This window comes from Delftia sp. DLF01 (assembly GCF_014852125.1).
GTDB lineage: Bacteria > Pseudomonadota > Gammaproteobacteria > Burkholderiales > Burkholderiaceae_C > Comamonas > Comamonas acidovorans.
The window spans coordinates 731,563-754,719 of sequence record NZ_JACVAZ010000003.1 but is presented as its reverse complement, the minus strand read 5'-3'; the positions used below and the strand labels follow the sequence as shown (position 1 = coordinate 754,719).

At 62.6% G+C, this 23,157-nt stretch carries 18 protein-coding genes; 8 read left to right on the top strand and 10 right to left on the bottom strand.

The annotated features are described in order from the left end of the window. The 5 genes from IB269_RS18630 (at window position 1) to IB269_RS18610 (ending at window position 6,864) form a co-directional block, all read left to right on the top strand. The gene (locus IB269_RS18630) at window positions 1–2,901 is read left to right on the top strand and encodes a ligase-associated DNA damage response DEXH box helicase (RefSeq protein WP_192367942.1); all 2,901 of its coding nucleotides are present in this window, start codon (window positions 1–3) and stop codon (window positions 2,899–2,901) included. Between the two features lie 16 nt (window positions 2,902–2,917). Next, window positions 2,918–3,637, top strand: a complete 720-nt coding sequence (pdeM, locus tag IB269_RS18625) for a ligase-associated DNA damage response endonuclease PdeM (RefSeq protein ID WP_192367941.1) — start codon at window positions 2,918–2,920, stop codon at window positions 3,635–3,637. A 108-nt stretch (window positions 3,638–3,745) separates the two neighbouring features. Further along, entirely contained in the window at window positions 3,746–4,363 is a 618-nt protein-coding gene (locus IB269_RS18620) for a hypothetical protein (protein ID WP_192367940.1), read from the top strand. Window positions 4,364–4,508: 145 nt separating this feature from the next. After that, complete coding sequence (locus IB269_RS18615) at window positions 4,509–5,552, top strand: transporter (protein ID WP_012204892.1); 1,044 nt, start codon at window positions 4,509–4,511, stop codon at window positions 5,550–5,552. Between the two features lie 94 nt (window positions 5,553–5,646). Then, window positions 5,647–6,864, top strand: coding sequence for a Fic family protein (locus IB269_RS18610; protein WP_016453711.1), 1,218 nt, complete (start codon window positions 5,647–5,649; stop codon window positions 6,862–6,864). Between the two features lie 10 nt (window positions 6,865–6,874). On the opposite strand, the gene IB269_RS18605 is transcribed toward IB269_RS18610, so the two are convergent. The 4 genes from IB269_RS18605 to IB269_RS18590 form a co-directional block, all read right to left on the bottom strand. Then, window positions 6,875–8,383, bottom strand: coding sequence for a tripartite tricarboxylate transporter permease (locus IB269_RS18605; RefSeq protein ID WP_192367939.1), 1,509 nt, complete (start codon window positions 8,381–8,383; stop codon window positions 6,875–6,877). A 27-nt stretch (window positions 8,384–8,410) separates the two neighbouring features. Next, complete coding sequence (locus IB269_RS18600; RefSeq protein WP_192367938.1) at window positions 8,411–8,998, bottom strand: tripartite tricarboxylate transporter TctB family protein; 588 nt, start codon at window positions 8,996–8,998, stop codon at window positions 8,411–8,413. 11 nt (window positions 8,999–9,009) lie between these two features. Next, entirely contained in the window at window positions 9,010–10,047 is a 1,038-nt protein-coding gene (locus IB269_RS18595) for a Bug family tripartite tricarboxylate transporter substrate binding protein (RefSeq protein WP_034392278.1), read from the bottom strand. Window positions 10,048–10,152: 105 nt separating this feature from the next. Then, window positions 10,153–11,394, bottom strand: coding sequence for a pyridoxal-phosphate-dependent aminotransferase family protein (locus tag IB269_RS18590; RefSeq protein WP_012204896.1), 1,242 nt, complete (start codon window positions 11,392–11,394; stop codon window positions 10,153–10,155). 158 nt (window positions 11,395–11,552) lie between these two features. Here IB269_RS18590 and IB269_RS18585 point away from each other — a divergent pair, with 158 nt between their 5' ends. Genes IB269_RS18585 through IB269_RS18575 form a run of 3 tightly spaced genes read left to right on the top strand, consistent with a single transcriptional unit; the run spans window position 11,553 to window position 15,802 of the window. Beyond that, complete coding sequence (locus tag IB269_RS18585; RefSeq protein WP_012204897.1) at window positions 11,553–12,242, top strand: GntR family transcriptional regulator; 690 nt, start codon at window positions 11,553–11,555, stop codon at window positions 12,240–12,242. Between the two features lie 8 nt (window positions 12,243–12,250). Further along, window positions 12,251–15,337 carry an FAD-binding and (Fe-S)-binding domain-containing protein gene (locus tag IB269_RS18580; RefSeq protein WP_192367937.1) on the top strand — a complete coding sequence of 1,029 codons (3,087 nt, stop codon included), beginning with the start codon at window positions 12,251–12,253 and terminating at the stop codon, window positions 15,335–15,337. A gap of 48 nt (window positions 15,338–15,385) precedes the next feature. Continuing rightward, window positions 15,386–15,802, top strand: a complete 417-nt coding sequence (locus IB269_RS18575) for a heme-binding protein (protein ID WP_192367936.1) — start codon at window positions 15,386–15,388, stop codon at window positions 15,800–15,802. Between the two features lie 24 nt (window positions 15,803–15,826). On the opposite strand, the gene IB269_RS18570 is transcribed toward IB269_RS18575, so the two are convergent. From IB269_RS18570 to IB269_RS18545, 6 genes are all read right to left on the bottom strand, one after another. Continuing rightward, complete coding sequence (locus tag IB269_RS18570; protein WP_192367935.1) at window positions 15,827–17,080, bottom strand: TolC family protein; 1,254 nt, start codon at window positions 17,078–17,080, stop codon at window positions 15,827–15,829. Window positions 17,081–17,280: 200 nt separating this feature from the next. Then, window positions 17,281–19,419 carry a peptidase domain-containing ABC transporter gene (locus IB269_RS18565; protein ID WP_225614187.1) on the bottom strand — a complete coding sequence of 713 codons (2,139 nt, stop codon included), beginning with the start codon at window positions 19,417–19,419 and terminating at the stop codon, window positions 17,281–17,283. Continuing rightward, window positions 19,368–20,873 (bottom strand): S41 family peptidase, encoded by a 1,506-nt coding sequence (locus IB269_RS18560; RefSeq protein ID WP_192367934.1) that lies wholly within the window; start codon window positions 20,871–20,873, stop codon window positions 19,368–19,370. The genes IB269_RS18565 and IB269_RS18560 overlap by 52 nt, the downstream gene beginning before the upstream one ends. A 7-nt stretch (window positions 20,874–20,880) precedes the next feature. After that, entirely contained in the window at window positions 20,881–21,801 is a 921-nt protein-coding gene (locus tag IB269_RS18555; RefSeq protein WP_192367933.1) for a cupin domain-containing protein, read from the bottom strand. Beyond that, on the bottom strand, window positions 21,798–22,817 hold the full coding sequence (locus tag IB269_RS18550) for a radical SAM protein (RefSeq protein WP_192367932.1): 1,020 nt from the start codon (window positions 22,815–22,817) through the stop codon (window positions 21,798–21,800). Before IB269_RS18550 ends, IB269_RS18555 begins: the two co-directional genes overlap by 4 nt. A 75-nt stretch (window positions 22,818–22,892) precedes the next feature. Then, the gene (locus IB269_RS18545) at window positions 22,893–23,135 is read right to left on the bottom strand and encodes a hypothetical protein (protein WP_192367931.1); all 243 of its coding nucleotides are present in this window, start codon (window positions 23,133–23,135) and stop codon (window positions 22,893–22,895) included. Window positions 23,136–23,157: the final 22 nt, after the last annotated feature.

Genomic DNA, 23,157 nt, shown 5'->3' with positions numbered 1-23,157 from the left:
ATGGCCACCCGTTCCGCCCACCCCCTCGCCACCGCCTGGCTTGCCGCACGGGGCTGGAAGCCCTTTGTCTTCCAGCGCGCCGTGTGGAAGGCGCTGGCCCAGGGCCACAGCGGCCTGCTGCATGCGACCACGGGCGCAGGCAAGACCTATGCGGTCTGGCTGGGCGCGCTGCAGGCCTTTGCGCAGGCCTCCAAGGCGCCTGCACAGGCCCCTCTCCAGGCCCCTGCCCAGGCCCCACCCAGCAGGAGAAAACCCGCCGCCGCACCCCTGACCGTGCTGTGGATCACGCCCATGCGCGCCCTGGCGGCTGACACGCTCAAGGCGCTGCAGACGCCCTTGCAGGCGCTGGCCCAGGGCCATCCCGAGCTGGCGCGCTGGACCGTGGGCGCACGCACGGGCGATACGGGAAGCGCCGAGCGCAGCGCGCAGTCGCGCCAGCTGCCCACCGTGCTGGTCACCACACCCGAGAGCCTGTCCCTGCTGCTGGCGCGGGCCGATGCGCGCGAGCTGCTGGGCTCCGTGCGCCTGGTGGTGGCCGATGAATGGCACGAGCTGCTGGGCAACAAGCGCGGCGTGCAACTGCAGCTGGCCCTGGCGCGGCTGCGCGGCTGGAGCCCGCAACTGAGCGTCTGGGGCATGTCGGCCACGCTGGGCAATCTGGACGAAGCCATGCAGACCCTGCTGGGCCTGGACGACCAGGGCCAGCCGCGGCCCGGCGTATTGGTCCAGGGCCAGGTGGACAAGCGCCTGGTGGTGGACACCTTGCTGCCCGACCGGCCCGAGCGCTTTTCCTGGGCCGGCCACCTGGGGCTGGCCATGCTGCCGGCCGTGGTGCGCGAGCTGGAGGCCACGGCAGGCTCCACCCTGGTCTTTGTGAATGTGCGCTCGCAGGCGGAGCTCTGGTACAAGGCGCTGCTGGAGGCCCGGCCCGACTGGGCCGGCCTGCTGGCCATCCACCATGGCTCTCTGGACCGGGGTGTGCGCGAATGGGTGGAGGCCGGGCTCAAGGCCGGCACGCTCAAGGCCGTGGTCTGCACCAGCAGCCTGGACCTGGGCGTGGACTTCCTGCCCGTGGAGCGGGTGCTGCAGATCGGCTCGGCCAAGGGCATTGCACGGCTGCTGCAGCGCGCGGGCCGCTCGGGCCATGCGCCGGGCCGGCCCTCGCGCATCACCCTGGTGCCCACGCACAGCCTGGAGCTGGTGGAGGCCGCCGCCGCCCGCGCCGCCGTGCGCGCGCAGCAGGTGGAAATGCGCGCCAGCCCCCGCCAGCCCGTGGACGTGCTGGTGCAGCACCTGGCCACCGTGGCCCTGGGCGGCGGCTTCGTGCCCGATGAGCTGTATGCCGAAGTGCGCCGCACCGTCGCCTACGCCGGGCTGGCGCCCGCGGTCTGGCAGTGGTGCCTGGACTTCGTGCACCGCGGCGGCCCCTCGCTGGCCGCCTATCCCGACTACCAGCGCGTGCGGCCCGACGCGGAGGGCATCTGGCGCATGCCCGACGCGCGGCTGGCGCGCAGGCACCGCGCCAACATCGGCACCATCGTCAGCGACGCCAGCATGAGCGTGCAGATCCTGCACGGCGCGCGGCTGGGCAGCATGGAAGAGAGCTTTCTGTCGCGCCTGTCGCCCGGCGATGCCTTTGTCTTCGCGGGCCAGGTGCTGGAGCTGGTGCGGATCGAGGACATGACCGCCTACGTGCGCCGCGCCGCCAGAACACGGCCCACCGTGCCGCGCTGGGCGGGCGCGCGCATGCCGCTGTCCACCGTGCTGGCCGACTTCGTGGTGCAGCAGTTGGCGCTGGCGGCAGCGGGCGACTACCACTCGCCCGAGCTGCGCTGCGTGCGCCCCCTGCTGGAGGTGCAGCAGCGCTGGTCGGCCCTGCCCACGCCCGGCACGCTACTGGCCGAAACCCTGCGCACGCGCGAAGGCTGGCATCTCTTCCTCTACCCCTTTGCGGGCCGCCATGCCCATACGGGGCTGGCCAGCCTGCTGGCCTGGCGCGCCGCGCAGGGCGAGACGGGCACCTTTTCCATCGCCGTCAACGACTACGGGCTGGAGCTGCTGAGCGCCACCGAGCGTGACTGGGCCGCCATGCTGCCCGAACTGCTGCGCGCCGAGCCGGTGCAGGCCGTGGCGGCGCCCGGACGTGTCTCTGCCACGGAGGCGGGCGCCATGCGCAACACCGCCAATGCCGACCGCCACTGGGACCAGGCCGCCGACGACGCCCACCTGGCGGGCGATGACGCCCGCCACGCCCTGCTGCACGAAGTGCTGGCCAGCCTCAACGCCACCGAGATGGCAAGGCGGCGCTTCCGCGAGATCGCCCGCGTCTCGGGCCTGATCTTCCAGAGCCACCCGGGCGAGCGCCGCAGCGCGCGCCAGCTGCAGGCCTCGGCCCAGCTGTTCTTCGAGGTCTTTCGCAAATACGACGACATGAACCTGCTGCTGCGCCAGGCCGATGAGGAAGTCCTGAGCCAGGAGTTGGATGTGGCCCAGCTGCTGGCCGCGCTGCGCCGCATGCAGGCCCAGCAGCTGGTGGTGAGCGCGCTGCGCCGGCCCAGCCCGTTTGCCTTTCCGCTGATGGTGGAGCGCTTTCGCGAAAAGCTCACCAACGAGCACCTGGCCGACCGCATCGCGCGCATGCTGGCTCAACTGCACGAGGCGGCAGACGCCGGCGGTGCAGCCAGCGAGCCGCGCACGCAGGACCTGGTCCCGCCCGATCCGCCGCTGCGTCCACGGAAAAAACCCAAGGCAGACCAGCCCCCCGCCGTGGACGAGGACACGGCCGCCGTGCGCCGCACGCTGGATTTCTCGCTGCAGGCCACCGATGGCCCCGAGGCCGATGCCGCCAGCCGCCGCCCGCGCCGCGTGCGCAAGCCCTCGCGGCCCTTGCCGCTGCTGTAGAACCATTGCACCGCTGATGAAAGGCCACGCACCGTTGCCAAGTCCTTTTTCCCCCGACGCCCTGGCCGGCAGCCTGGGCATCCTCCTGGCGGGCGAGCCCGTCCACCTGCTGGCCCAGCACGCCCTGTGGTGGCCCGCCCAGGGCACGCTGTTCATTGCCGACCTGCACCTGGGCAAGGCCGCCACCTTCCGCGCGCGCGGCATTCCCGTGCCGGCCGGCACCACCCAGGGCAACCTGGACCGGCTGTCGGCGCTGCTGCAGGGCCTGTCGGTGCGCCGGCTGGTCGTTCTGGGCGACTTCCTGCATGCCGCGCAGGCCCGCACGCCGTCCGTGCTGGCCGCCCTGGCCGACTGGCGACTCCGCCACGCGGCGCTGGAGGTGGTCCTGGTGCGTGGCAACCACGACAGCCATGCGGGCGACCCGCCGTCCGCGCTGGGCATCAGCGTGGTGGACGAACCCTGGCGCCTGGGGCCATTCGCGGGCTGCCATTACCCGCAGGAGGCTCCTGCCTGCCATGTGCTGGCCGGCCATGTCCACCCCGCCGTCGTGCTGCGCGGCCCCGGGCGAGATGCCCTGCGCCTGCCGTGCTTTGCCGTGCACCCGGGCTTCACCCTGCTGCCGGCCTTTGGCCTGTTCACCGGCATGGCCAGCCTGCCGCCCGGTCCTGGCCTCCAGTGCTTTGCCGTGGGCGGCGGGCGGGTCTGGGCCGTTCCCGGTGGAGGGGACGGGATGTAATCAGGCGTAATTTTCTGAAGGATCGTTGTTCCCTACAGTGCGCTTGCGCCCGCACGGCGGGGCAGCAGAAAGCGCCGCAGCGCTTTTTTGATCCATCAGGAGAGATGCATGGGCGTTCAACTCAACTTCGTCAATCAATCGAACGACGCAAACAACTCGCAGATCGTCATCTTTCAGAAAAACGTGGCCAGCGATTTCGAGGAGCTGGCCGTGGCCTGGCGGGTCATCAAGTACTGCGGCCAGGGCGACAACCACCCGTTCACCTTCCCGCTGGGCCTGCAGGTCGGTGCCAGCGACAGCTATGGCAACCACACGCCCCAGCTGGAGGCGCAGTTCGGCCAGCAGTTCCAGCTGTCCCTGAGCAGCAGCGGCGATCGCCTGGCGCCCGCAGGCTATGGCGCAAGCTCCAACGAAGTGCAGGTGCTCAACTCGCTGCCCCGGGGCGCCATCAATGCCAGTTGCTACAAGGACGGCCGGCTGCTGGCCGTCAAGACCGCGATTGCCCCCCAGCAAAAGGCCGTGTTCGAATTCAAGCCCTCCATCTGGATCGGGGTGGTCTCGCAGATAGAACAGGGCCAGGTCATGAACTCGGCCATCCTGAGCGACATCAACACCGAGATCTCCCTGCTGGGCATCTCGCGCGCCGACATCGTGATGCGAGGCGGCGGTGCGGGCGCCGGGTCCACGCCGTTCTCGTTCACGCTGGAGAACGTCGTGATGTGCTGAGGCCTGCCCCGCACCCCCGACTGGGGGGCAGGCACATCGGATGACGACTCCGTGACAGTTGTCACACCTCTGTCATGGAGGCGGCCAAGAATCCCGCACTTGTCCGGCCCGCGCAGGCCACTCCCCGCAGGTGCCCCACCCATCCATGACTGACGCAGCCTCCCCCCTGGCCCAGGCCAATGAAGACGCAGGCCTGATCTGCGGCTGGCGGTTTTTCTGCGACACGCAGCGGCGTGTGGAGGCCATGACGGCGCAGTCGGCCGCGCAGTGGCTGGGCGCAGAGCGTCCGCTCACCGAGCCGGGCCGGCGCGACTTCCTGTGGCTGCACTTCAACCTGGCCAATACCCAGTCCCTGCGCTGGCTGCAGCGCCACGCCGCGCTGCCCGAAGTCTTCTACACCACGCTGCGCGAGGGCCTGGCCTCCACGCGCATCGAGCGCTCCGATGACTCCCTGGTCGCCGTGCTCAACGATGTGAATTTCGAGTTCAACTTCGAGTCGGCCGACATCGCCACGCTGTGGATCTGCCTGGACGAGCGCCTGGTCGTCACCGCGCGCACCCAGCCGCTGCGCTCGGTCGATGCGCTGCGTGCCGGCGTGCGCCAGGGCGACAGCCCCGCCAGCACGGCCGAGCTGCTGGAACACCTGATGCGCACCCAGGCCGACGTGCTGGTCAAGGTGGTGCGCGAGACCACGGCGCGCGTGGACGACATCGAAGACGCCATCATCGCGCAGCGCTACCACCATCCGCGCGCCCACCTGGGCCGGCTGCGCCGGCTGCTGGTGCGCCTGCAGCGCCTGCTGGCGCCCGAGCCGGCCGCGCTGTTCCGCCTGCTGCAGCAGCCCCCCGCCTGGATGGGCGAGGACGACCGCCGCGGCCTGGCCGCCGCCAGCGAGGAGTTCTCGCTCATGCTGCGCGACATGCAGACCCTGCAGGACCGCATCAAGCTGCTGCAGGAAGAAGTGGCCGCCGCCGTGAACGAGGACAACAGCAACAGCCTCTTCGTGCTGACCGTTGTCACCGTGCTGGCCCTGCCCATCAACATCCTGGCCGGCCTGTTCGGCATGAACGTGGGCGGCATACCGCTGGCAGAGCACGAGCACGGCTTCTGGATCGTGGTGTCCATCGTGATCGCCTTCACCGTCATCGCCGCCTGGCTGGCGTTTCGCAAGAAGCGGTACAGGGATTAGGGGACGTGTTAGGGAATCTTGCAGAAGAACTCGCAAAATATCTCGCACCAAACGGATTTCATCTATATAAATCAGCTGCTTATATAGGTGATCAATGTCGCAAAAATTCCTGCTCTACGACCATCCTGCCCAGATGGAGCCGCTGCTGCCGGGGGAACACAAGCTGGGCCCTTTGCTGGAGCTCTCCCATGACCTGATCAGGTTGGGTGAGCGGCTGGCCGGCCGCTACCGACCAGACACATTGCCAGGCCTGCGCCGGCTGCTTCGGGCCATGAACTCGTATTACTCGAACAGGATCGAGGGGCAGCACACCTTTCCGCTGGATATCGAGCGCGCCCTGCACAACGACTATGCGCAGGACGAAGATCAGGCCCGCCGTCAGCGATTGGCGCTGGCGCACATGGCCACTGAAGAGCAACTGGAGTACAGGTCCACGCAATGGACGAATGCGCAGGTCTGGACCCCCCAGATGCTGGCCGATATCCACCAGGATCTCTTCGCCCGTCTGCCCCAGGCCGATCTGGAGGCCGGCGCCCTTGGCGACGATGCCATCGAGCCGGGTCGATGGCGCACGCGGGAGGTTAGCGTGGGCAGGCATGCGGCGCCTGCAGCGGGGCAGTTGCCATTTTTTCTTGACCGCTGGTCGAGCTTCTACTCCGGCGTGCGCCGTGGCGAGTTGCAGTTGGTGGCCATGGCCGCTGCGCACCAGCGCCTGGCGTGGATCCATCCGTTCCGGGACGGCAACGGGCGTGTGGCCCGGCTGCATTCACATCTCGTACTAACCCACATGGGCCTGAGCAATGGTCTGTGGTCCCCCCTGAGGGGGTTCGCACGGTCGCAGGAGCGCTATTACGCCTTGCTTGCCGCCGCAGACGAGCCGCGCCGTGGTGACCTTGATGGCCGTGGCAATCTGACCGAACTGGGGTTGATCGACTGGATCGCATACGTGCTGGAACTGTGCATGGACCAAGTGAGCTTCATGGAGGGACTTCTGTCGCTGGACGGCATGAAGGAACGCATGGCGGCATGCCTTGCCTATGAGGAACGGGTGGTGCGCCAAGGCGTGCGCAGCGAGGCATTGCGCGCATTGCACTATCTTTTTGCGGCCCAGGCGGAGATGGATCGGGCCGACTTCAAGGCCATGCTGGGGTTGGGTGACCGGCTGGCCACCGCCCAGGTATCGGCACTGCTCAAGCGCGGCCTGCTGGAGACGGATTCACCGTATGGAAGAGTGCGCCTGGGCGTGCCGCTGCACGCCCTGCGTTTTTACTTCCCTCGCCTCTGGCCGGAAGCGGAGGCTGATTCGCTGTAGACGGCTCCTCTCAGGCCGCCACAGCCCTCGCCCCGAACGCCATCGCCCGCAGCCTGCCCAGCAGCGGCCACACCAGCATCAGCAAGGCCAGCGTGGTGATGGTGCCCGACAGGCCGTTGTGCCAGAAGATGCCCAGCGCGCCCTGGCTGGAGAGCATGCTCTGGCGGAAGGCGTCTTCCATGCGGTCGCCCAGCACGATGGCCAGCACCATGGGCGCCAGCGGATAGTCGAGCTTCTTGAACACATAGCCGACCACGCCGAAGACCAGCATGAGCCAGATGTCCGTGGCATTGCCGTGCACGGTGAAGGCGCCGATGGCGCAGACCATGAGGATCATGGGCGCGACGATGGAAAACGGCACGCGCAGGATGGCGGCGAACAGCGGCACGGTGGCCATGACGATGACCAGGCCGGCGATGTTGCCCAGGTACATGCTGGCGATCAGGCCCCAGACGAAGTCCTTTTGCTCGGTGAACAGCAGCGGGCCGGGCTGCAGGCCCCAGATCATCAGCCCGCCCAGCAGCACGGCCGCCGTGGCCGAGCCCGGAATGCCCAGGGCCAGCATGGGCAGCAGAGCCGAGGTGCCGGCCGCGTGGGCGGCGGTCTCGGGGGCGAGCACGCCTTCGGGGTTGCCCTTGCCGAAGCTGTCGGGGTCGCGCGAGAACTTCTTGGCCAGCCCGTAGCCCATGAAGCTGGCCGCCACGGCGCCGCCCGGCGTCACGCCCATCCAGCAGCCCACCAGGGCCGAGCGCAGCATGGTCAGCCAGTAGCGCGGCAGCTGGGCCCAGGTCCTGAACACCACCTTGAGGTCGATGGAGGCCTTCTTGCCCTTGAAGGCCAGGCCTTCCTCGATGGTCATCAGGATCTCGCTGATGCCGAACAGGCCGATCACCACCACCAGGAAATCAAAGCCGCGCAGCAGCTCGGTGGAGCCGAAGGTCATGCGCAGGTCGCCTGAGATGGTGTCCATGCCCACGGCCGCCAGCAGCAGGCCCACGGCCATGGCGGCCACGATCTTGGCCTTGGGCTCCTTGCCCATGCCGATGAAGGAGCAAAACGTCAGGAAGAAGACCGCAAAGAACTCCGGCGGCCCGAACTGCAGCGCGAACGAGGCCACGACCGGCGCCAGGAAGGTGATCAGCATCACGCCCGAGATGGCGCCGATGAACGAGCCCGTGAAGGCCGTGGTCAGCGCCGCCCCGGCATGGCCCTGCTGGGCCATGGGATAGCCGTCGAAGGTGGTGGCCACCGACCAGGCCTCGCCCGGGATGTTGAACAGCACCGAGGTGATGGCGCCGCCGAACAGCGCCCCCCAGTAGATGCAAGACAGCAGGATGATGGCCGAGGTGGGCGACATGCCGAAGGTCAGCGGCAGCAGGATGGCCACGCCGTTGGGGCCACCCAGGCCCGGCAGCACGCCGACCACGATGCCCAGCAGGATGCCCGTGAGCATCAGCCCCGTGTTCTGCCAGGTGGTGACGGCCGCGAAGCCGTGCGCGAGGTATTGGAGTTCGTCCATGGTGTTGCTCCGTGGCGGCGACAGGGGTCAATAGCCGAGCCAGGCTTCAAGCGGACCCTTGGGCAGGGGCACCTTGAACTGGATCTCGAAGACGTAGAACAGCAGTACGCTGGTGAAGCCCGACAGCGCCACGGCCTTCCACCAGGGATAGCGGCCCGCAAACACCATGAAGCCCGTGATGAACAGCACCGAGGCCGCGTAGATGCCCAGCGGCGCGATCACGGCAATGTAGGCCGTCAGCGGCAGCAGCACCTGGGCCACGCGCTTTAGCTGCAGCCAGCTGGCGAACTGCTCCTGGCTGCGGCTGCGCAGCGCCTGCACGAAGACGGCGATGGCGCAGATGCCCAGCACGGCGCCCACGCGCAGCGGGAAGTAGCCGGCCTGCGGGCCGGTGTCGCTCCAGCCCGCGCCAATGCGCTGGTTGTCCCAGACCACGAGCACGGCCAGCGCCAGCAGCACGGCGGCCACGCCGTACTCCACATGGCGGCGGGACAGGCCGGGGGCCTGGGCTTCGGCGGCGGGGATGGATTCGGTGGCCGCGCTGGAGGGCTGGGCCGGGGCTGCTGCTGCTGCTGCATTGGAGGAGGGCGGGGCAAGGTGGATGGCGGTGTCCATGGCGCGGCTCCTCACTTGGCGGCGGCGGCCACGCTGGCCGACAGGAAGCCGGCCTTCTTCATGATGTCGAGGTGGCGCGTCTCGTCCTTGGCCAGGAAGTCCACGAAGGCCTGCCCCGTCATGTACTCGGGCTTGAGCGCGTTTTTCTCCAGGTACTCCTTCCACTCGGGCGTGGCCACCACCTTGTGCATCACGCCCGCATAGAACTGCGCCTGCTCGGGCGTGGTGCCGGGCGGCAGGAAGAAGCCGCGCAGCATGGTGTATTGCACATCCAGGCCCTGCTCCCTGCAGGTGGGGATGTCCGACAGCGCCTGGCTGCCCGTGACCTTGGCCGTGTACTCGATGCGCTGCGTGTCGAACACGCACAGCGCCCGCACCTGGCCCGCGCGCCACTGCGCCATGGACTCGCTGGGGTTGTTGACGTTGGAGTCGATGTGCTTGCCCACCAGCTGCGTGCTGGCCTCGCCGCCGCCCTTGTAGGGGATGTAGGTGAACTTCACGCCGGCGGCCTGTTCCATGTTGGCCGTGATGATCTGGTCCTCGCGCTTGGAACTGGTGCCGCCCATCTTGAACTTGCCGCCGGCCTGCCGCGCTGCGGCCAGGTAGTCGGCAGGTGTCTGGTAGCCGGTCTCGGCATTGACCCAGAGCACGAACTGGTCCTGGGCAATCATGGCCACGGGATTCAGGTCGCGCCACTGGAAGGGCAGGGCCGTGGCCATGGGCAGGGTGAAGATGGCCGTGGAGGCCACCAGCAGCTTGTGCGGGTCGCGCGCCGAGGCCTTGACGTCCAGAATGCCCTCGGCGCCGGAGGCGCCGGCCTTGTTGAGGATGACCACGGGCTGCTCGATCAGCTTGTGTTTGGTGACGATGGCCTGGATCACGCGCGCCATCTGGTCCGAGGCGCCACCGGCCGAGAACGGCACGACGAGTTCGACGGACTTGGCGGGCTTCCACTGTGCCCAGGCGGCAGGGGCTGAGAGGGCGCAGAGGGCGGTGGCGGCGAGGGTGGCGACGGCAGTTGCCGCCAGGCGGTTGCGGGGCGATGTCATGTCTCTTGTCTCCTGTTATTTCCTGGTATTGGTGCAATCCACGATCAAGGGGGCGAGCCATGTGCTCCGGCTCTGCCAAGGGTTTTCGGCGCGGGGCCGGTGGGTTCAGGCGGCCTTGCGCAGCGCACCGGCTGCGGCGTGGGCAGCGAAGTAGTCCATGGACGCCTGCACGCCGCTGCCGGCCAGTCGGATGCCGGACAGCTTCAGCCCCATCTCCACGCCCGCCACCATGGCCAGCAGCGTGAGGTCGTTGCTGTCGCCCAGGTGGCCCATGCGGAACATGCGGCCCTTGAGCTTGCCCAGGCCCGCGCCCAGCGACAGGTCGAACCGCGTGTGGATCAGGCGGCGCAGGGCGTCGGCATCCACGCCTTCGGGCGTGATCACGCCGGTGAGCACGGGCGAGTAGACCTGCGGATCGGCGCACTGGATGGGCAGGCCCCAGGCCTGGACGGCGGCGCGCACGCCGGCCGCCCAGCGCTGGTGGCGCGCAAAGACCGTATCCAGCCCTTCGGCCAGCAGCATGTCCAGCGATTCGGACAGGGCGTACAGCAGGTTGGTGTTGGGCGTGTAGGGCCAGTAGCCGGTCTGGTTCATCTCCACGATCTCGTCCCAGGCCCAGAACGACTTGGGCAGCTTGGCGCTTTTGGCGGCCTCCAGCGCGCGTGGCGACAGCGCGTTGAAGCTGATGCCGGGCGGCAGCATCAGGCCCTTTTGCGAGCCGCTGATGGTCACGTCCACGCCCCATTCATCGTGGCGGTAGTCGGCGCTGGCCAGGCCCGAGATGGTGTCCACCAGCAGCAGGGCCGGGTGGCCCGCCGCGTCGATGGCGCGGCGTACGGCGGCGATGTCCGAGGTCACGCCCGTGGAGGTCTCGTTGTGCACCACGCACACGGCGCGGATCCGGCGCTCCGTGTCCTTGCGCAGCCGCGCCTCGATCAGGCCGGCCTGCACGCCATGGCGCCAGCCCGGCGCCTGGGGCAGGTGCTCGTCGCTGCCGCCATAGGACAGGAATTCGGTGGACAGGCCCAGGCGCGTGGCCATCTTCTGCCACAGCGAGGCGAAGTGGCCGGTCTCGAACATCAGCACATGGTCGCCAGGGCTGAGCGTGTTGATCAGGGCCGCCTCCCAGGCGCCGGTGCCGGAGGCCGGATAGATCACCACCGGATGCCGGGTCTTGAAGACCTGCTGGATGCCGGCCAGCACCTTGAGGCCGAGCTGGCCGAACTCCGGCCCCCGGTGGTCGATGGTGGGCAGGCTCATGGCCCGCAGGATGCGGTCGGGAACCGGGCTGGGGCCGGGGATCTGGAGGAAGTGGCGGCCCGTGGGATGGTTGTCGAGCGTGAGCATGGTGCGTCCCTTTCAAGGAAATGCCAGGTCGGTCTGCGGGGGAGGGTGTTTGCGAATTTTTGCATTCAAAATTCATAAATGCCTTGGTGATAACCATGAATGCCTTGAGAAATGCTTGCGTAAAAATGAATGCAAAATTCATTCGACCAGGAGAATCCATGGCGGAGATCATCGAGATTTCGCGGCTTGCCCTGCATGACCAGGTGGCGGCGCGGCTGCGCACCTGGCTGGTGGAGGGGCGCATACCGCCCGGTGCCAAGCTCAACGAGCGCGCGCTGTGCGAGCAGCTGCGCGTCTCGCGCACGCCGCTGCGCGAGGCCATCAAGCTGCTGGCCTCCGAAGGGCTGGTGGACCTGGTGCCCAACCGCGGCGCCGTGGCCGTTCGCCTGGGCGAGGCCGATGTGCTGCAGACCTTCGAGGTGCTGGCGGGGCTGGAGGGCATGTCGGGCGAGCTGGCCGCGCAGCGCATCAGCGAGCAGCAACTGGCCGAGGTGCGGGCCCTGCACTTCGAGATGCTGGCCAGCCATGCGCGCCAGGACCTGTCCGGCTACTACCGGCTCAATGCGCTGATCCACTCGGCCATCAACCGCGCCGCCGCCAACCCCGTGCTGGCCGAGACCTATGGCCGCATCAACGCCCGCGTGCAGTCGCTGCGCTTTCGCACCAACCAGGACGCGGCCAAGTGGAAGCGCGCCGTCCAGGAGCACGAACGCATGCTGGAGGCGCTGCAGGCGCGCGACGCCGCCGCGCTGCGCCAGGTGCTGGTCGCCCACCTGGAGCACAAGCGCGACACCGTCATCGCCCTGCTCAAGGCAGGCCAGATCTACCCACGAACCATGAACGAATGAGAGCCGCCATGCTGATGGAATCCACGCACCGCCTTGCCGCTTCCCCCGACGACACCGTGCCCGCCCCCGGCACCGTGCTGCCGCCCGACGATGTCTGCCAGGCGCTGGCGCGCCGCCTGCGCTCGGACACGCGCGGCCAGGTCCTGTTCGACGCCGCCTCGCGCGGGCGCTATGCCACCGACGCCTCCATCTACCAGATCATGCCGGTGGGCGTCTTCGTGCCCACCTGCGAAGAAGACATTGCCACGGCCCTGCAGATCGCCCGCGAGCTGAAGGTGCCCGTGCTGCCGCGCGGCGGCGGCACCAGCCAGTGCGGGCAGACCACGGGCGCGGCCCTGGTGATCGACAACAGCAAGCATTTGCGCAACATCCTCTCGGTGGACCCTGATGCAGGCACGGCCGAGGTCGAGCCCGGCCTGGTGCTGGACCACCTCAACGCCCGGCTCAAGAAGCTCGGCCTGTGGTATCCGGTGGACGTATCGACCAGCGCCCAGGCCACGCTGGGCGGCATGGCGGGCAACAACTCCTGTGGCTCGCGCTCCATTGCCTACGGCAACATGGTGCACAACGTGCGCGGCGCCCGCGCCTGGATGGCCGATGGCGAGCTGCTGAACTTCGGCCCCGTCGCCCAGGCCACGGGCCGCGCGGCGCGCATTGCGCAGTTCGTGCACGGGCTGGCGCAACAGCACCGCGAGGACATTCACGCCCACTGGCCCAAGGTCATGCGCCGCGTGGCCGGCTACAACCTCGACATCTTCGACAACCAGAGCGAGCGGCCCTACACGGCCGACGGCAGCGTCAACCTGGCCCATCTGCTGATAGGCGCCGAGGGCACGCTGGCCTACACGCGCTCGCTCACCCTGCAGCTCAGCGCGCTGCCGCGCGCCAAGGTGCTGGGCGTGGTCAACTTCCCCACCTTCCACGCGGCCATGGACTCGGCCCAGCACATCGTGAAGCTGGGCCCCACGGCCGTGGAGCTGGTGGACCGCACCATGATCGAGCTGGGCCTGGCCAACCCGGCCTTCAAGCCCACCATAGAGACCGCCCTCATCGGCCGCCCGGCCGCCATCTTGCTGGTGGAATTCGCCGGCGACGACCGCGCCGCGCTGCTGGCGCGTCTGCGCCAGCTGGTGGAGCTGATGGGCGAGCTGGGCCTGCCCGGCAGCGTGGTGGAAATGCCCGAGGAAGGGGCCCAGAAAAACCTCTGGGAAGTGCGCAAGGCGGGCCTGAACATCATGATGAGCCTCAAGGGCGACGGCAAGCCCGTGAGCTTCATCGAGGACTGCGCCGTGCCGCTGCAGCACCTGGCCGAATACACCGACGCGCTCACCGAAGTGTTCGCGCGCCACGGCAGCCGGGGCACCTGGTACGCCCATGCCTCCGTGGGCACGCTGCATGTGCGGCCCATCCTGGACATGCGCACCGACGGCGCGGCGCGCATGCGCGCCATTGCCGAGGAAGCGGCCGAACTGGTGCGCAAGTACAAGGGCGCCTTCAGCGGCGAGCACGGCGACGGGCTGTGCCGCGGCGAGTGGATTGCCTGGCAGTTCGGGCCCGCCATCACCGAGGCCCTGCGCGCCATCAAGCAGGAGTTCGATCCCCAGGGCCTGTTCAACCCCGGCAAGATCATCGATACGCCGAAGATGGACGATGGCCGGCTGTTCCGCTTTGCGCCCGCCGACACCCCCCAGCCCTACCGGCGCATTCCCATCACGCCCGTGCTCGACTGGTCGGCCTGGAACGTGCAGGCCGACCCGGTCACCGAAGTCACCACGGCGCCCGGCACGGGCGGCGACGTCACCGGCGGCTTTGCCAAGGCCGTGGAGATGTGCAACAACAACGGCCACTGCCGCAAGTTCGACGCCGGCACCATGTGTCCCAGCTACCGTGTCACGCGCGACGAGCAGCACCTGACGCGCGGCCGCGCCAACACCCTGCGCCTGGCCATCTCGGGCCAGCTGGGGCCTGACGCCTTCACCAGCGAGGCCCTGCACGACACCATGGACCTGTGCGTGGGCTGCAAGGGCTGCAGGCGCGACTGCCCCACGGGCGTGGATATGGCCCGCATGAAGGTGGAATTCCTGGCCCACTACAAGGCCCGCCATGGCCACACGCTCAAGGACCGGCTGGTCGCCCATCTGCCGCGCTACGCCGCCACGGCCAGCCGCATGCCCTGGCTGCTGAACCTGCGCAACCGCCTGCCCGTGCTGCGCCAACTGAGCGAAAAACTGCTGGGCCTGTCCGCCAGGCGCTCGCTGCCGTCCTGGCGCAGCGACACCTTCTGGCGCGCGCCCGAAGCACATGCCTTTCTTGACCGCGACCAGGCCCTGGCCCGCGCGGCGGCCGGCGAGCGCGTGGCCGTGCTTTTCGTGGACACCTTCAACGGCACCTTCGAAAGCGAAAACGCCCTGGCCGCCGCCCGCGTGCTGCAGGCGGCCGGCTATGCGCTGCACACCGCCAGCAAGTCCGCCAAAGAGGGGGGCGGCCACCACTGCTGCGGCCGCACCTACCTGGCCACCGGCATGGTCGAGCAGGCCAAGGCCAGCGCCGGTGCGCTGATCAACGCCCTGGCGCCCCTGGCCCGCGCCGGCATCCCCATCGTCGGCCTGGAGCCCTCCTGCCTGCTGACCCTGCGCGACGAAGCCCTGGTCATGGGCCTGGGTGAGCCTGCGCAGGCCGTTGCCGCCCAGGCCCTGCTGTTCGAGGAATTCATTGCCCGTGAAGTCAAGGCCGGCCGCTTCGCGCTGCCGCTGCGCGCCGCCGGGGCGCCCATCCTCGTGCACGGCCATTGCCACCAGAAGGCCTTCGGCGCGGTCAGCCCCATCCTCGAGGTGCTGCGGCTGATTCCCGGCGCCCAGCCCGAGCTCATCGAAAGCTCCTGCTGCGGCATGGCCGGCAGCTTCGGCTACGAGGCCAGCCACCACCAGGTCTCCATGGACATGGCCGAGGCGGCCCTGCTGCCGGCCATACGCCAGCGCCCCGAGGCCATCGTCGTGGCCGACGGCACCAGCTGCCGCCACCAGATCGCCGACGGCACGGCGCGCGAAGCCGTGCATGTGGCGCGGCTGCTGGAAAGCCTGCTGGACGCCCGCTGACTGCCCGCTGACCGCCATCCTCCCTACCGCACAAGACAAGGCACTCCCATGAAGCACAAGCCCTGCCTGGACCTCCAGGACATCAAGACCATCGCCCAGGCCGCCGAGGCGCATGCCACGGCGCGCGGCTGGGCCGTCAGCATCGCCATCGCCGATGACGGCGGCCACCTGCTGTGGCTGCAGCGCCTGGACGGCGCGGCACCGGCCTCGGCCCACATCGCGCCAGCCAAGGCCCACGCCGCAGCACTGGGCCGCAAGGAAAGCCGGCTCTATGAGGAAATGATCAATGGCGGCCGTACCGCCTACCTGAGCGTGCCCGCGCTGCAGGGCCTGCTGGAAGGCGGCGTGCCCATCACCAGTGAGGGCCACTGCCTGGGCGCCGTGGGTGTCAGCGGGGTGAAGCCGGCCGAGGATGCGGAGGTGGCGCGGGCCGGCGTTGCGGCGCTACAAGTTCTAAAGGAGTAAGGGCGCTGGCGGGCGTAGAACGCTTCAATCCAGCGACCAAAAGCCCAATCGGCCCAGGCTGCCGGCCAAGCCTATCCGAGAGATCCTCCAACTGTTCAACGTCGAGATATGCAGTTCTTGCGCATCAGTGAAGGCATTCATGGCGTTGAGCAATTCCGTCATGTTGCCCACGCCGGCACGGTACCGGCCTCGAACGACTTCAAGCGCCTGTCGCGACTGGTCTTCGATCTCACTGGTGCGTTGAAGGCTTTCGGTCTCGGTTTTCAGCGTTTGGTAGTTAAGCCATACGTCGCGTGAAATCCGTTGAAGTGTGTCTTCCATGGCTGCTGTGCTTTCAGCTGCACGGGCTTGCGCATCGCGTATGCGGTATTCGCGCTCCATCCCGTCAAACAACGGGATGTTCAGTTGAACGCCCAGGCTGCTATCCGATTGGCGGAAGTCAGAGCCCAAGGCCGGCGGCTGCATGCTGCGCGAGCGGTTGATGCTCCCTGTCAGCGCGACATTGGGGCGACCATAGGCCCGGCTTTCTCGTACAGCCGCCTGCGCGGCACTCAGTCTGGCCTGCGCGGCCATCAAAGTGGGGTGTGTCTGCCGCGCGATTGCCAGCAGTTCTTCCAGCGCATCAACGAAGCCCGAGTCTGGCCGAGCAGTAGCAAGAGGCTCGACGCGCAGTGCAAGATGGGCAGACTGCCCCATCAACAGGGCTATGTCGCCCAGCACCTGCTCAAGCGAACCTTGCACGCGCGTCACTCTGAGACTGGCTCTAGATAGCGCGGTCTTCGCCTGCAGCATGTCGGACAACGCGGCTGCACCCGCCTGGTACCTGGCGTTTGCCGCTTGGTGGTTTTCATCCGCCAGATCCAGAACCTGCCGCGCCGCTTGTAAGCGTCCTTGGAGCGACTGCGCCTGATAGTAAAGCTGCACCGAGCGCAGGAAGGCTTGCTGCACGGCGGCTTGCCCGGAGGCATTTGCGGCGCGCAACAGCTGTCGTGCAGTCTCCAGCGCTGCTTCGCGGGCTCCGAAATCCAGCACCACCCAATGGAGGTTGACGGCGCCCGTGTAGGTTTGCCTGCTGCCGCCTGAGCCACCGCTTGTGCGCTGGATCTCGCTGTGTGCCTGTCTGGCGTCCAGTTGTGCGTTCAGCCTTGGCAAGTAAGCCGACTGTATGAGCCCGACCTGGGCTGCTTGCGCGCGGGTTTGCGCCCATGCCAGACGCACGTTGGGGTCATTGCAAAGCATGCGCTCCACGGCCTCGGCGACAGGCAAAGGGTCGGGCATCGCAGCAAAGCTGCAGGGTGTTGGCGATCCAGGCCGTGCGATGGCTGTTAGGGGCTGAACAACCCTCTCCTCAGCCTGAAAGATGTCCGTCGATGCCAGAGTGCACATCGGTACCACGCTCAGTAGCGCGGCCAGGCAGCCAGCTATACAGAGCAGCAAGCATCGCCATGGGCAGTTGCAGAGCAAGACGGGAGGTCGGCTCATGGAGCGGCTGCCTCCACGGCAATGGCACTTGCATGCAATCGTGTGATGTCAATCACGCGCTCAGCCATGGCAATCGTGTCAGGACGATGTGCAATCGTGATACGTGTCACAGGCAGTCGGCCAATGGATTCGTTGACCTGCTGTTCGCGCTCCACATCCAGGTGGCTGGTGGCTTCGTCCAGCACCAGCACACAGGGCTCACGGTACAAGGCCCTGGCCAGCAGAAGGCGTTGCTTTTGGCCTCCGGACAAGGTGTTGCCCATGTCCCCATTGAGCGTGTCGTAACCCATCGGCATGGCAAGAATATCGTCATGGATGAAAGCTGCCCGTGCTGCAGCTTGGACCCGCCCCATGTCGATCACGCCATCCAGTCCCGCAATATTTTCCTTGAGGCTTGCAGAGAACAACTGATCGTCCTGCATCACGACGCCAATGCGCCGCCTCCAGTTCGACAAGCCAAGGTAGTTCAGCGGCTGCCCATCTACCCGAACGGTTCCCGAGGTCGGCTCCAGCAAGCCCAAGATGATCTTGGCCAGTGTCGTCTTGCCGCATCCGGTCGGGCCAACGATGGCTACATGTTCCCCTGCATGCAGCTTCAGGTCGATATCCTTCAACACCCATGGACCGCCTTCGGCGTACCGGAAGCTCACCTTGTCCAGATGGATTTCAGGGGGTGCCCAGCCGCTGGAGTCGAACTGCTCAGGTAAGGTGCCTGCGGTTTTTTCAGGCTCGGTCAGCACGATGTCGGACAGCCTCTCCACGTGCAGCCGCAGCATGCGCATCGACATCATGTTGTCGATGAACCGCTGCATCCTGGAGGAAAACTCATTTTTGTAGGCAATGAAAGCCATCAACATGCCAACCGTCAATGCACCCTCGATGGTCATGTACGCACCTGCCGCAAGCACGGCCACGGTTTCCAAGCCAAACAGCAGGCTGTAGCTCGACCCGAAGGTCAGCGTCATACGGTTGCTGAGCATGCGCCTGTTGGACGCCTGCACCATGCGGTTGGCCCAGTCGGATGCGCGATGTGCCTCCAAGCCCGCGATCTTGACGCTCTGCATGGCGCGCAGACTTTCCAGAAAATGGCTTTGTGCTGTTGCTTCATGAACCAGCGCTTCGTCGCTGAGCCGATGAAATGCCCCATGTGTGGACAGGCGTATGGCCGCATAGGCCACGATGGTGAACACGGCCACAGCAGCCAGCAGTGGGCTGTAGATCAACATCACGACCCCGGTGATGATGGCAAACAGGGCATCAAGCACGATATCCACCAGCTTGCCAGTCACGGTCTGCTGGATATTGTTGGCAGACTGGAAGCGCGACAGCACGTCGCCGGTATGCCGTACCTCGTACCAGTGCATGGGCAGTCGGAACAGGTGCCGAGCGATGCGCGAAGCCCATTGAATACCCAACTGATACGTAGCCACGATCCCCAGCCAGCCGCGCGTCCACTCCAGCACCGTACGTACTAAGGTCAGCAGGACGAAACCTATGGCGATGACGCCAATGAGATCAAGCTCGCCAGAAACGACGGGGCCGTCCATCAACCATTGGGTGAACAAAGGCAGGATGAGGGCCACCACTTGCAGGGCAGCAGCCAGCACGAACAATTGGAGCAGGCTGCGCCTGAGCCCTGTGATGGGGCCGATCAAATCCCGCCAGCCGATGGGCGGTTTTGGTTTGATCTGTTGAAAGGCCGGTGTCGGCCACATTTCCAGGGCGATTCCTGTGAAATGCTCGCTGGCCTCGGCCAGCGGCAAGGTGCGCAGGCCTTTGGCGGGGTCGTGAATGGTGATCTTGCGCTGGGAAACTTTGGTCAACACCACGAAATGAGTCAGATCCCAATGCAGGATGCAGGGCACGGGGAGCTTTGGCAGGCCTTTGAGATTCAGGCGTACCGCCCTGGCACCCAGACCAAGCATCTCCCCCATGTGGATGAGATCACGCAGGCTGGTTCCACGAATCGATACGGCAAATCGCGTGCGCAATTCGTTCATGGAAAACTCGTGCTTATGGTGTGCGGCGATGTAGCCCACACAGGCTAGCCCGCACTCAGCGACCGTGGTTTGGAGATAAGAACTCACGGCATTCCAATTGCTTTGGCGTGCGGCAAAATTGAATCCAATATCCATGCCTGCAAAGCATTAGTATCATTCAAATCACCATCAAACGCTATTTCAGGGACATAAGGAATATTATCCTGGCGCCTTCTTCCTATCCAGACTTTTAGTGGGACCCATAACTTGGCTCCGCTAGGAAGTGCGACTGTTGCTACATCTGTATAGCGAGTATCAGCACTAGTTGTATTTCCCACATGCAAAGTCCCAGGAATTTGCATGACCTCATCAACAAAATTTAAACAAGAACTTCCACAATTAGAATCTGTTATAAGGACAATTTTCCCTTTGAATGGACGAGTATTTTTTGCCGAGTGTTCATCTTTCTCAATTGAGGTTGAAATCTGCTCAACGAAATTCTCACCACGTATGGATGCTAGTTTCATTGACTCGATTAAATCACTCAAAAATTTGTAGATAAAGCTATCGCTACCTTCAGTTTGCATTGCTGAATGCCTATGAGACTCTAAGGTTGCTTTTGCTTGCGAGGATATACGCCATAGTGCCGTGCTATTCTCCTGAGCTGGCATTGACTCCTTCAAGAGGGCGTAAATTAAGCGCGTACCTATAAGAGAGTTTCCTCCGCTATTTCCTCGAGTGTCGAGTACAACTGCGTCGGCAGAACTAAGCATTCGAATTTTATTAAGCAATGCCTCAAAGTCCAAATGATCTTTGGCGTCCAGCATAAAATTCGAGATGTGAATCCAATATATGTGGGGTTCAATTTGACGTATGCCTTTTCGCAGAATTATGGAGTTTTTGATTTCTTGATTATTGGATTTTTTCTCCCAATGCATTTCAAGTGTTTTTCTGCTGCCTGCTGGAGTCTTAAATTCGCAATTAATCGAGCGCGACGAGTTCCATAAAGTGTTTTTCGGTTGCTCCTCGGTAATATATTTTGCCAGTTTATTGAGTGTATTGGTTAGGCCAACTCGTCTGTCAACAAATGGCGCAATGTCGCGCTTCAAATAATCGATTATTGCCAATCCGTCGCATGAAACTACTTCGTCACCAATTTTTGGTAATTCCTTGGGCCAGTTTTCTGCCGCTGATACAACCAGGAATTTTTCATTTCTATATTCCATATTCCAACCGACCCAATGAAGATCAACTGTATTTGGTGAATCGCGCCAAACTCGCAAATGCTCGTCCATAAATCCAGTTGTGTAGAAATTCAGTGCTGCCCATGCTTGATCTTTTGACTTGCTTTTTTGGGCATATATGAGCGCCTTTTCGTATCCGGCATATAGCCAATTATGGAAATCTTGATTGGAGTAATCCAGGCTTGCTGGATGTGCCTCTTTTATGATCTCTTGTGCTCTTTGGATGTCTTTCGCAGCAATTTTTTGCCATTTTTCTATGTTCGCATTTGAGCTTTCCAAAATTTCCCCTGTTGCATTAGATTGGTTGATTAAAATATAAGAAAATGCTAAAGCTATTTCTATAATGCTGCGTTTTAGTTTTCTCATATAAATTTTAAAGCGATTTAGATGAGTAACTCATGTTGGCAATAGATTCTAGGGAAAAAGGCATCCTGGGATTTGCTCTTTTTTTCTTTACCTCTTCCTTGAAGGCGGAAAGCCTATTCGTGTCATTTAATTGTTCTGTCAGAATTAAACTTGCTCGTAAAATTGCCTCTTCCGTAACTGTGTTGGATCTCATGGTTTTTCTAAATTCTTCGTGTTGTGTAAGAGAGGTTTGCAACAGCCAGGAAATATAGTGAAGAATATATGGGGAATACATTCCAATGGCAATATGAAATGTCTCGCCTATAGGTAGGACTTCATGCCACCATCCTCTGGGAAGATATAGAAGATCGCCTGCTTCTATAATTCCTTCAAAAATAGGTTTAGAGGGGCGATCTGATTTGAATTCTTTGCTTAGTTGTCCTGGAAGAGGGGACTTAAATGTTGGCGGATAAATGCGCCAATGTTTTTTTCCTATTAGCTGAATAACAGCAACATCATGGGTGTCCCAATGTGCACCGAAACTGCCTTCTCCTGAAAATGCTATATATGCGTTTGCTGTGGTATCCGCGTCAGTAAAATGTGCTACTTCGTCACAGAGCTTTCTTATTAACTCATGCCGAGAATCTATGCGATTAAGTACTGCAGTGGCGCCCGTACTCAGTAGTGATTGCACAGATGATGTATTAAGTCGATGTAAAGTACGGCCGCCTGATATGAACTCCTCAATATAATCAACCGGTGGTATTACTCCGTTTTTGTGTAGGCGCATATTTGGTGAAGTAATGTCGCTGTAATAAAGTGCTGAATCAACGTCCGACCATTTGAGAAGCTTTGCGTCTACAGCTCCACGAATCAGATGCATTTTGCGATCTGCAATGGTTTCATCGAATTGATTTTTGGTGATGTCAAAATTAATAAGATTTTTCATACAACCTGCGCGATAGGGATAATTTTGGATTTTTGAATTTTAGGAATATTTATGGCTGGGCAGCGCAATATGTCTCGGTCACCTGTTAAATATCCTCGCATCCAGTTAACCATAAGAGAGTTATTCAAGTGGATGCGACCATCTGGAGTTAGATTTCCAACTGTATTTCGATCATCTGAAAGTAGTACTGTACATTTTTGAACCCGCCCGTCTGCGCGAATCACTAGAGAATTTGGCTTGCTTGCATAACAAATTTGGAGATTTTCGACTGAGTGGATATTTGTGCTAACTACATTGTTATAGAGTATTTCCTCTATTTCTTGTATTCTATTTTTTCTATTGTCTTTATCAATTGCTTTAATTTGAGAACTATTTGGCCCACCGAGATTTTCTATAGGCTTGAGAAATATTGAAAATCTTTTGTCATGTAAAAATTCGGAGCGTAGCATTTTTGCTAGTTGTTTGAGTGACTGTTGGTTGTCAATTGATAGATGAATTCGCAGAAGCACGGATATTGGTAACTTGCTATCACGTATTGTTCTTAGATTATTGATAATACGATCAAACGTACCGTCACCGGAGGCCAGCCTTCTAGTGCTGTCATGTACGCTAGCGAATCCATCTAGGGATATCTGATAACCTCGTTGATCAAGATCATGCAAGCGCGTGGCAGTATCAATGTCCAAAAGGTATCCATTAGTGGTTGTTGCTCCACTGAAAAATACACCGTGCTCTGCGCACAGAGTTTTTGCGAATGCACTAATTTCGTACATGATTGATTTAGCGGCTAAAGGCTCCCCACCAAACCATTGAAGGTTTAATCGCTTGATGGTTTTTACTCTGTGTACTAGTAAATTCTTGATAGAATTAATCGTCTCTCGATTCATTTTTCCAATAGAAAAATCCTCGTAGCAGTACGTACATCTAAAATTGCATTGTTCTGTAGGCAACAACGTTATTTCTAAATTTTCAGGATCAATTGATGATAATATCCGCTGAGTAATTGTGTAAGGCAAAAGAGTTTCTCCTTGGATAATTTGAATGCAGAAAGCCGATTTTGTTTATTCGGCTTTCTTTTTTAAAAGAGGTAATTAACTATTTGAATCATCATCCTCTCCGCAATTTGGATTGGGTGGTGGAGGAGGTGGTGGTGGATTGCATCCATCATTTGTCGGGCAAAATATATTGCCCGGGCAAATATTGAAGCCTATGAGTCTTCCGCCACTAATATCATCTAGCTCTTCATTTGTAAGTATTTCTGTAATTTCATAATTTCCATAATCGTCGAATTCTAAAGTATCAATTTCCAATTTAATGAGGGAGGGAGATTTCATATAAATTCCTATATTTAGTTAA

What these genes read in the sequence shown, in the direction of transcription:
- IB269_RS18610 (WP_016453711.1), top strand. Translation starts at nt 5,647, where the DNA reads ATGTCGCAAAAATTCCTGCTCTACGACCATCCTGCCCAGATGGAGCCG.
- IB269_RS18580 (WP_192367937.1), top strand. Translation starts at nt 12,251, where the DNA reads ATGCTGATGGAATCCACGCACCGCCTTGCCGCTTCCCCCGACGACACC.
- IB269_RS18595 (WP_034392278.1), bottom strand. Translation starts at nt 10,047, where the DNA reads ATGACATCGCCCCGCAACCGCCTGGCGGCAACTGCCGTCGCCACCCTC.
- IB269_RS18585 (WP_012204897.1), top strand. Translation starts at nt 11,553, where the DNA reads ATGGCGGAGATCATCGAGATTTCGCGGCTTGCCCTGCATGACCAGGTG.
- IB269_RS18590 (WP_012204896.1), bottom strand. Translation starts at nt 11,394, where the DNA reads ATGCTCACGCTCGACAACCATCCCACGGGCCGCCACTTCCTCCAGATC.
- IB269_RS18630 (WP_192367942.1), top strand. Translation starts at nt 1, where the DNA reads ATGGCCACCCGTTCCGCCCACCCCCTCGCCACCGCCTGGCTTGCCGCA.
- IB269_RS18620 (WP_192367940.1), top strand. Translation starts at nt 3,746, where the DNA reads ATGGGCGTTCAACTCAACTTCGTCAATCAATCGAACGACGCAAACAAC.
- IB269_RS18565 (WP_225614187.1), bottom strand. Translation starts at nt 19,419, where the DNA reads ATGGATATTGGATTCAATTTTGCCGCACGCCAAAGCAATTGGAATGCC.
- IB269_RS18545 (WP_192367931.1), bottom strand. Translation starts at nt 23,135, where the DNA reads ATGAAATCTCCCTCCCTCATTAAATTGGAAATTGATACTTTAGAATTC.
- pdeM (WP_192367941.1), top strand. Translation starts at nt 2,918, where the DNA reads ATGAAAGGCCACGCACCGTTGCCAAGTCCTTTTTCCCCCGACGCCCTG.
- IB269_RS18570 (WP_192367935.1), bottom strand. Translation starts at nt 17,080, where the DNA reads ATGCCCGACCCTTTGCCTGTCGCCGAGGCCGTGGAGCGCATGCTTTGC.
- IB269_RS18555 (WP_192367933.1), bottom strand. Translation starts at nt 21,801, where the DNA reads ATGAAAAATCTTATTAATTTTGACATCACCAAAAATCAATTCGATGAA.
- IB269_RS18615 (WP_012204892.1), top strand. Translation starts at nt 4,509, where the DNA reads ATGACTGACGCAGCCTCCCCCCTGGCCCAGGCCAATGAAGACGCAGGC.
- IB269_RS18575 (WP_192367936.1), top strand. Translation starts at nt 15,386, where the DNA reads ATGAAGCACAAGCCCTGCCTGGACCTCCAGGACATCAAGACCATCGCC.
- IB269_RS18560 (WP_192367934.1), bottom strand. Translation starts at nt 20,873, where the DNA reads ATGAGAAAACTAAAACGCAGCATTATAGAAATAGCTTTAGCATTTTCT.
- IB269_RS18605 (WP_192367939.1), bottom strand. Translation starts at nt 8,383, where the DNA reads ATGGACGAACTCCAATACCTCGCGCACGGCTTCGCGGCCGTCACCACC.
- IB269_RS18600 (WP_192367938.1), bottom strand. Translation starts at nt 8,998, where the DNA reads ATGGACACCGCCATCCACCTTGCCCCGCCCTCCTCCAATGCAGCAGCA.